Genomic DNA, 6,319 nt, shown 5'->3' with positions numbered 1-6,319 from the left:
CTAGACTTATGCCGCCGACCACCAAGCCCCGCGCCTCTGTGCAGGACGCGCTGCCCCTAGCCAACCAGCCCGACCCCGCCCAGCTAGACAGCATCAAGGCTCAGCTTGACCTAGTGCTGCTGGCGCTGGAGGCACTGGCGGGTATTGGCTCCGACGCGATGCTCCAGGCAGCAGACACGCTCGGCTTGACGGAAGCCATTGCCGATCGGGTGGCGCTGTGGCGGCTGCGACAATCCAGCCCGCTGCGGAAGGGGCAAGGGCGCAAGCGTATGGACGTGGACGAAGCGCGATCGCTCGTGCTGATCATCTGCCACCTGGCCCAGCAGCACCAGGAACTCATCCGTCGGGCTGTCACGCTGCTGGAGCAACTCACCGAGCAGGGCCGCGAACCGCACCAAACCGCGCTCCTGGGCGACTACCTCGACACCTTCCACAACACTTATCAGGAGCGGATGGACGACGATGCAGCAACCCCCGACCAGCTCACCTACCTCGCCCTCAAACTGCTGATCGACCTGCTGTTTTATGGCACCCCGCATGGGGCCCGGCGGCTGTGGATGGCGCTGATTGACCGAGCCAAGTGAACCTCAGAGCCGTCCCTGATTTTCCTGCGAACCCTTGATCCCTCACTTCCAACGCCTAACATGCCACCTGCTGTTCTCCGACGATACACCCCCCCGACCTGCACGCTAGAAGTGCGGGCCACTGGGTCGGCGCTGTCGCGCTGGACTGATCAGACGGTCATGAAAAACGTGCGGTTCAATCTGCGGTTTGACGATCCGCGTCGCCCGACGGAGCAGCAAGTAGAGGTTCAGGGCGATCGCCGTCAGCTAGAAGCGCTACACGCAACCGTCAGCGAATACGTGGCGCGTCTGCTGGGTTCCGATGCAGGGTTGGCAGATGAGGCGCTGCTGCGGCTGGCCCCAGAGCGATCGCCCCTCGTCGCAGCGGTCGCCCAAGGCCTGCCGGAGGACAAGACCCCAGCCCAGGGCCTTGAAATCGTCAATCGCGACGGGGTAGACCTGCGGGTTGGTGCAGAAGACATCCAGCTAAAGCCGCTAGGTCTGCTGGCCCATGAACTGCATCTAGGGACGCTGGCGGCGGGCGCAGCGGTAGACACGGTTCGCCTCAGCACGACGCAGTTGGTGGATCTGGCAGAGGCGCTAGATGCCTATACGGCCGAAGCGATGGCGGTGGATTTGCCCTATGCTGCGGGAACGAGGCGATCGCCCGAATGGCTGCGGGTGGCTGCGGTAGCTGTGCTGGCCGTCGGGGTAACGGGCAGCATTGCCAAGTTTGTGATGGACGTGAACGCACCGCCCAGCGCGACGGTTGCCACAGAAAACGCAGAGCCATCGGAACTGAGCGCAAACCAGCCTGCGCCAGAAGCCTACAGCACCACAACGCTCCCTGAAGCAACCGCGCAGGTTCCCAGCCCGGCCGCGCTGCCCAGCCCGCCGCCGATTCCCACCATTCCGCCAGGAGACACCCTGCCGCTGCCCACTCCGCCTGCCGGAGCCGCTCCCGGACAAGCCACCCTCCCGCAGCCCGTGCCCGCGCCCCAGGCAGCCCCAGTCCGCCCGCCAGCAATCCCAGCCGCGCCGCCCCAGGCAATTCCCCAGCCACCTGCCCAGCGTCCGGCGGCGGCTCCTGCTCCAGTGCTGCTTCCCGAAGATCCCGCTGCAATGGCGCGAACCGGGGACTCGCCTGCCCCAACCGTGATGGGGCTACCGGGAGAACATGCAGAAACCGCTGGCGGCTCCTTTGCTGCCGACTCGATCCAACCCGACGCAGCGGTGCGTTCTGCCCCGTCCCGTCTGACCACAGGCAGCATTCCCCAGGTTGGCGAAGCGCAGCAATACTTTCAGTCTCGCTGGCAGCCGCCAGAAAATCTGAACCGAGCGCTGGAATATCGCGTGATTGTCGCTGCAAACGGCGTGGTGCAGCAAGTTGTTCCTCTGGGCGAAGCAGCGGGCATTTACGTCGATCGCTCTGGAATGCCGCTGATGGGCGAAACGTTGGTGTCACCCCTGCCCACAGGCCGCCGCGCCACGCTGCGGGTGGTGCTGTATCCCGATGGGCGAGTGCAGACCTTGCTGGAAGGTATAGAGTAGGGGGCGACAGCAGGGGCAGCAAGCAACAAGAACGCGAGGGAGAAGACACACAATTCCACTCGTCGTATTTGTCCCGCTCTAAATTAGGTATCTCAATAGGTGAGCATGGTTAATAAGCCCTGCTGCCCCAGGAGCAGTTCGCGGAGCAGGCTAAAAATGCCAACCCAGATGATGGGGGAAATATCAACCCCTCCAAAGGGTTTGACGATTTTTCGGGTGGGCGCAAGGAAGGGTTCCGTTGGCAGCGCCACTAGCTTAAACGGCATTTGGGTCAGGTCGATCTGGGGATACCAGGTGAGGACAATGCGAAAAACGCAGAGGAGAATCATCAGCCCCAACCCCAGGCTCAATGCCAAAGAAGCGATCGCCACCGAAGTCATAGCTCAACCCACCCGTATTTGCTAAACGGCTAACCAGGATTTCTGAGAGACAGGCTCCCAAACCTCAAATTCCTGAGAAAAGTTCAGACAAAACTGTTACATTTAGCAACCCTCTCGCCTCTCATTTTACGTTGAGCCTGTGCCCGTTGGCCGACTGTCTTACTGTCATTTTGAGGGCGTTCGCCCTCCCGTCAGCAGCCTCACCAAAAATCCTTTCCCGCGAAACGCTTCTCAAGCGGTTAACCGACCGATAGAATTGTTTATAACAAAGTCGCCAAACTTTAAGGTTAAACACCTATGACTCCCTCTTTGATGAACTTCTTCTACAGCCTGCTGGCTGGTCTCCTGATTGTGGTTGTTCCTGCAACCGTGGGTCTCATCTTTATCAGTCAAAAAGATAAAATTCAGCGCTCCTAGGGCAATTCGGGCAACTCTATGATTTGGGAAACTCTGAGGCTATCCCTGAGACTGCCGATGGGTTCCCTGTGACAAGTTCTGCTTGTACGCTCCTAACTCAGAACAGTGCAGAATCAAAAGGCTTCTGGGCGAGCAAGTCTCGCCCAAATCTGTTTAATGGGGCTAGCATAAAAGTTAAACGTTTTAGACAAGCGTTTTAGACAAGCTGGTTAAGGCAAGCTAGGTGAGCGCCTTGAACATGGTTGCTCATGGGCGCAGTGATAGGTGCAGTGGTACTTTTCTTGACAAATCGTTAGGATGAGAGTCGCTAGGGTTAGGGCAGATTAAGGGAGAAACTATAAATGTTGGTGGATTTCGGACACGCTGCGACGGGGATGGCCAGCGCCGCCTGGATGCAGCCCCAGCCCGTTCTGGCACAGGTGGTGTTTGGCGGCAATCCGGCTGCCTTTCTGGGAATTGCTCTGGCAGTCGGTGGTGCTGGACTCTACTTCTTGCGAAACTTTCGCCCGCAGGTTGCCCGCGATCAGGATATTGCGCTGTCCGCTGTGTCGCTCTTGTGTGGAACGATCCTGATGTTCCAGGGCTGGCGACTCGACCCAATTCTGACCTTCGGCTTTTACTTGATGGCCGGTGCAGCCACGGCTTTTGCACTGGAAACGCTGCGCCTGCGGGGGGCGACGACCGAGCAAGCCAAGCGCTTTGGCGGAGGCGGGCAAATTGTGGATGATGAACGTCCGGTTAGCCGCGTCTATCGCGCTGAGCTAGACGAATTGGGCGCAGTGGATGAGCGTCCGTCCAGCCGACGCATCCGAGCCAGCCGCGACTATCGCACTGAGCCAACGGAAGATTACGGCAGCAGCAGCCGTCGCCCCGCCATTCGCGGCAGTGCCGATCGCTCCAGTGCTTCTGGCCGTCGCCGCCGCAGTCCCGGAGAGACTCGCCCACCCGTCCGCTCAGAGCGCGATGCCTGGGATGACGACTATAGCGCTTCGTCCTATGGGCGCGATCGCTCTTGGGAAGAGCCGTCTACCGATTACAGCAGCGATTACAGCGGCAATTATTCTTCTGACTACGCTTCCGGCTATTCTGCCAGCGACTACGGCAGTGACTATGCTTCGAGCCGCAGCAGTTCTCGGTCGAGCAGTCGAGACTCTGGCTCCCGCCCCCGCCGTCCTCGCTCGGTAGAGGATGTCAATGCTCGCTGGGACGATGATGAGCCTGCACGCCCCTCGGCTGATTATGTCGATTATCAGCCGGTGGATTATTCCGATGACGAGGCAGATAACACTTCTAACTTTGATTAGGGCTTGGATTAAGGCTTGGATTAAGGCTTGGACTGGGGCCTGCCGCTGGAGTTGGCACTGGGGCTGGCGCAAGTTCTGGAAGTCGCTGCGTCTTAGCTGGGCGGGGTTCATACTCCTGGAGCGGTCACTGGGCTGGAAATTTTGTCAGATCACATCCCGATTGCGGCTTTTTTATCAGGCGATCGCCCGCCGTGCTGCCGCTCGCTCCGTGCTTTCGGTTCTGGCGCTGCTTCTGCTGGGTCTGAACACAGCTTGCAGTCGGGCGATCGCTGTCCAGCCAGAGCGCTCTGAACCTCCCGTGCCACTCAATAGCCGCTATACCGACGAACAGCCCGCCCTCAGCGGCAATGGGCAGTATGTGGCCTTTGTCTCGAACCGCAAGGGCGATCGCGGCATCTTGCTCTACGACCTGAAGCGGCAGCAGTTTGTCGATTTGCCCCGGCTCAATCGCTGGGATGCCGTCGCCGAACATCCTAGCCTCAGCAACACCGCCCGCTACATTGTCTACGTTGCCAGTGGCAGCGGCCGCCCAGAGGTGGAGCTATACGATCGCGTCACCAAACAGGCTCAGGTACTAACCTCTGGCTATCGGGGCTGGGTGCGAAACCCCAGCATTAGCCCCGACGGGCGCTACGTCGCTTTTGAGCTAGGCCGCGACGGCAAATGGACGATTCAGGTGCTAGATCGGGGCCCCGGCATCGAGCCAGACTTGCCGGACGACTGACCGTGCTATGCGGACTCCTTGCCCCTGGCTGAATTCGCTCCGATGTGCGCTAGAACTGGAACAATGGAACTAGACGCAGCAGGGCAAGGCCCATTGCAGCGGCCAATGTTCGATAAGCCTGGGTTGATGTTGTGAGATACCTCCGATGGGTGCTGGCGATCGCCCTCCTGTTGCTGCTGGGCGGCTGCACCTACCCCCACCTGCTGAACCTACCGTCCGATGCCAGCGGGCAGACCCTCAACAGTCCCTTTGCCCAGCAGGAACCGCAGCTATCGGGAGATTATCTCGTCTTCGTTTCCGACCGCAACGGCAGCCAGGATGTCTATCTCTACGACCTGCCGCATCGTCGCTTGGTGGATCTGCCCGGCCTCAACGCCATCGACATGGCCGCAGAACATCCCAGCGTTTCGGCAGATGGACGGTTTATCGTGTTTGCGGCCAGTCGCCAGGGGCGACAAGATATTTATCTCTACGATCGCCAGATTCAATATCGCCGCAATCTGACAGACGGACTCAATGCCAGCGTCCGCAACCCCAGCATCAGCGCCGATGGGCAGCGCATTGCCTACGAATCCAACGCCAGCGGACACTGGGACATCGTGCTGTGCGATCGCGCTGGCAAGCCCCTCGATTTATCTGCGACTCCTCTGGATACAGCCTCACCGGATGAAAAATCGCCGGGTGAAAAATTGCCGGGTGGAAAATCGCTAAGTGGAAAATCGCCGGGTGAGAAGCTTACTAAAGCAAACCCGGAGCGTGAGGTATCGCCCGCTTTTCCGCTGCCCCTTGAGCCGCCACCCACAAATGCCCCGGCGGTTGACTCGTCCATGCCAAATTTCGCTCCATCAGCCGCAGAGCCGCAAGCGTCTGATGCCGCGCCGCAAGCGTCTGATGAGGCTGCGCCCAGTCCGGCGATCGCCCCGCCACCCCCGCTCTCTCCAAACTCTCAATCTCCACGCTCTCAAATCGACGCGCCTGTAACGTTTCCTGAAGCCGTTGAGTTAACCGGACAACAGTCTGAAGCCGCTGAAGAATGGGACAATAAAGCACCCCACAAGGGCGATCGCCCCCAGTCCGCAGGGACAACTCTGCTTCCCTCATCCCAGACATCTTCTATGCTTTTGCCGTTTCCAGATGACGAGTTCGCGGGTTGTTGTCAAAATGGGAACCATAGCCAGTAGAACCCTGGCAAGGGCGATCGCCAAATTCTGAGTCGCCAAATTCTAAGTCGCCAGATCTTGAGTCGCCAGACCCCTGTTCAGATCTGCACCATCACGCAGCGTCATCGACGCACCGCGCTGATAGCCTGGATGGTTCCTGCCATCGGTCTTCACGCCGAATGGACTTCACCACCGCTTGAAGCGGCTTAAAACACTGTCT

Annotated in this window: 7 protein-coding genes; 6 read left to right on the top strand and 1 reads right to left on the bottom strand. The window is 59.6% G+C overall.

The window, feature by feature from the left end:
• Positions 1 to 8: 8 nt before the first annotated feature.
• Positions 9 to 584, top strand: coding sequence for a DUF3038 domain-containing protein (locus tag HPC62_RS22950; protein ID WP_172358683.1), 576 nt, complete (start codon positions 9 to 11; stop codon positions 582 to 584).
• A 60-nt stretch (positions 585 to 644) separates the two neighbouring features.
• The gene (locus HPC62_RS22945; protein WP_172358682.1) at positions 645 to 2,114 is read left to right on the top strand and encodes a DUF4335 domain-containing protein; all 1,470 of its coding nucleotides are present in this window, start codon (positions 645 to 647) and stop codon (positions 2,112 to 2,114) included.
• A 92-nt stretch (positions 2,115 to 2,206) separates the two neighbouring features.
• On the opposite strand, the gene HPC62_RS22940 is transcribed toward HPC62_RS22945, so the two are convergent.
• Positions 2,207 to 2,494, bottom strand: a complete 288-nt coding sequence (locus HPC62_RS22940) for a YggT family protein (protein ID WP_172358681.1) — start codon at positions 2,492 to 2,494, stop codon at positions 2,207 to 2,209.
• A 297-nt stretch (positions 2,495 to 2,791) separates the two neighbouring features.
• On the opposite strand from HPC62_RS22940, the gene psbX reads away from it, so the two are divergent.
• The 4 genes from psbX to HPC62_RS23795 all read left to right on the top strand — a co-directional run bounded on the left by psbX (position 2,792) and on the right by HPC62_RS23795 (position 6,120).
• On the top strand, positions 2,792 to 2,911 hold the full coding sequence (psbX, locus tag HPC62_RS22935; RefSeq protein WP_015188284.1) for a photosystem II reaction center protein PsbX: 120 nt from the start codon (positions 2,792 to 2,794) through the stop codon (positions 2,909 to 2,911).
• Positions 2,912 to 3,252: 341 nt separating this feature from the next.
• Positions 3,253 to 4,215, top strand: a complete 963-nt coding sequence (locus HPC62_RS22930; RefSeq protein WP_225906789.1) for a Ycf66 family protein — start codon at positions 3,253 to 3,255, stop codon at positions 4,213 to 4,215.
• A gap of 160 nt (positions 4,216 to 4,375) precedes the next feature.
• On the top strand, positions 4,376 to 4,939 hold the full coding sequence (locus tag HPC62_RS22925) for a TolB family protein (RefSeq protein ID WP_228721677.1): 564 nt from the start codon (positions 4,376 to 4,378) through the stop codon (positions 4,937 to 4,939).
• 131 nt (positions 4,940 to 5,070) lie between these two features.
• Positions 5,071 to 6,120, top strand: a complete 1,050-nt coding sequence (locus HPC62_RS23795) for a TolB family protein (protein ID WP_205370876.1) — start codon at positions 5,071 to 5,073, stop codon at positions 6,118 to 6,120.
• Positions 6,121 to 6,319 lie beyond the last annotated feature (199 nt).

It is taken from the genome of Thermoleptolyngbya sichuanensis A183, assembly GCF_013177315.1.
GTDB classification, from domain to species: Bacteria; Cyanobacteriota; Cyanobacteriia; order Elainellales; family Elainellaceae; genus Thermoleptolyngbya; species Thermoleptolyngbya sichuanensis.
This window is presented reverse-complemented; position numbering and strand designations above follow the sequence as displayed.

Excerpts from the sequence above, each read along its gene's own strand:
- HPC62_RS22950 (WP_172358683.1), top strand. The coding sequence starts at position 9 with ATGCCGCCGACCACCAAGCCCCGCGCCTCTGTGCAGGACGCGCTGCCC.
- HPC62_RS22945 (WP_172358682.1), top strand. The coding sequence starts at position 645 with ATGCCACCTGCTGTTCTCCGACGATACACCCCCCCGACCTGCACGCTA.
- HPC62_RS22940 (WP_172358681.1), bottom strand. The coding sequence starts at position 2,494 with ATGACTTCGGTGGCGATCGCTTCTTTGGCATTGAGCCTGGGGTTGGGG.
- psbX (WP_015188284.1), top strand. The coding sequence starts at position 2,792 with ATGACTCCCTCTTTGATGAACTTCTTCTACAGCCTGCTGGCTGGTCTC.
- HPC62_RS22930 (WP_225906789.1), top strand. The coding sequence starts at position 3,253 with ATGTTGGTGGATTTCGGACACGCTGCGACGGGGATGGCCAGCGCCGCC.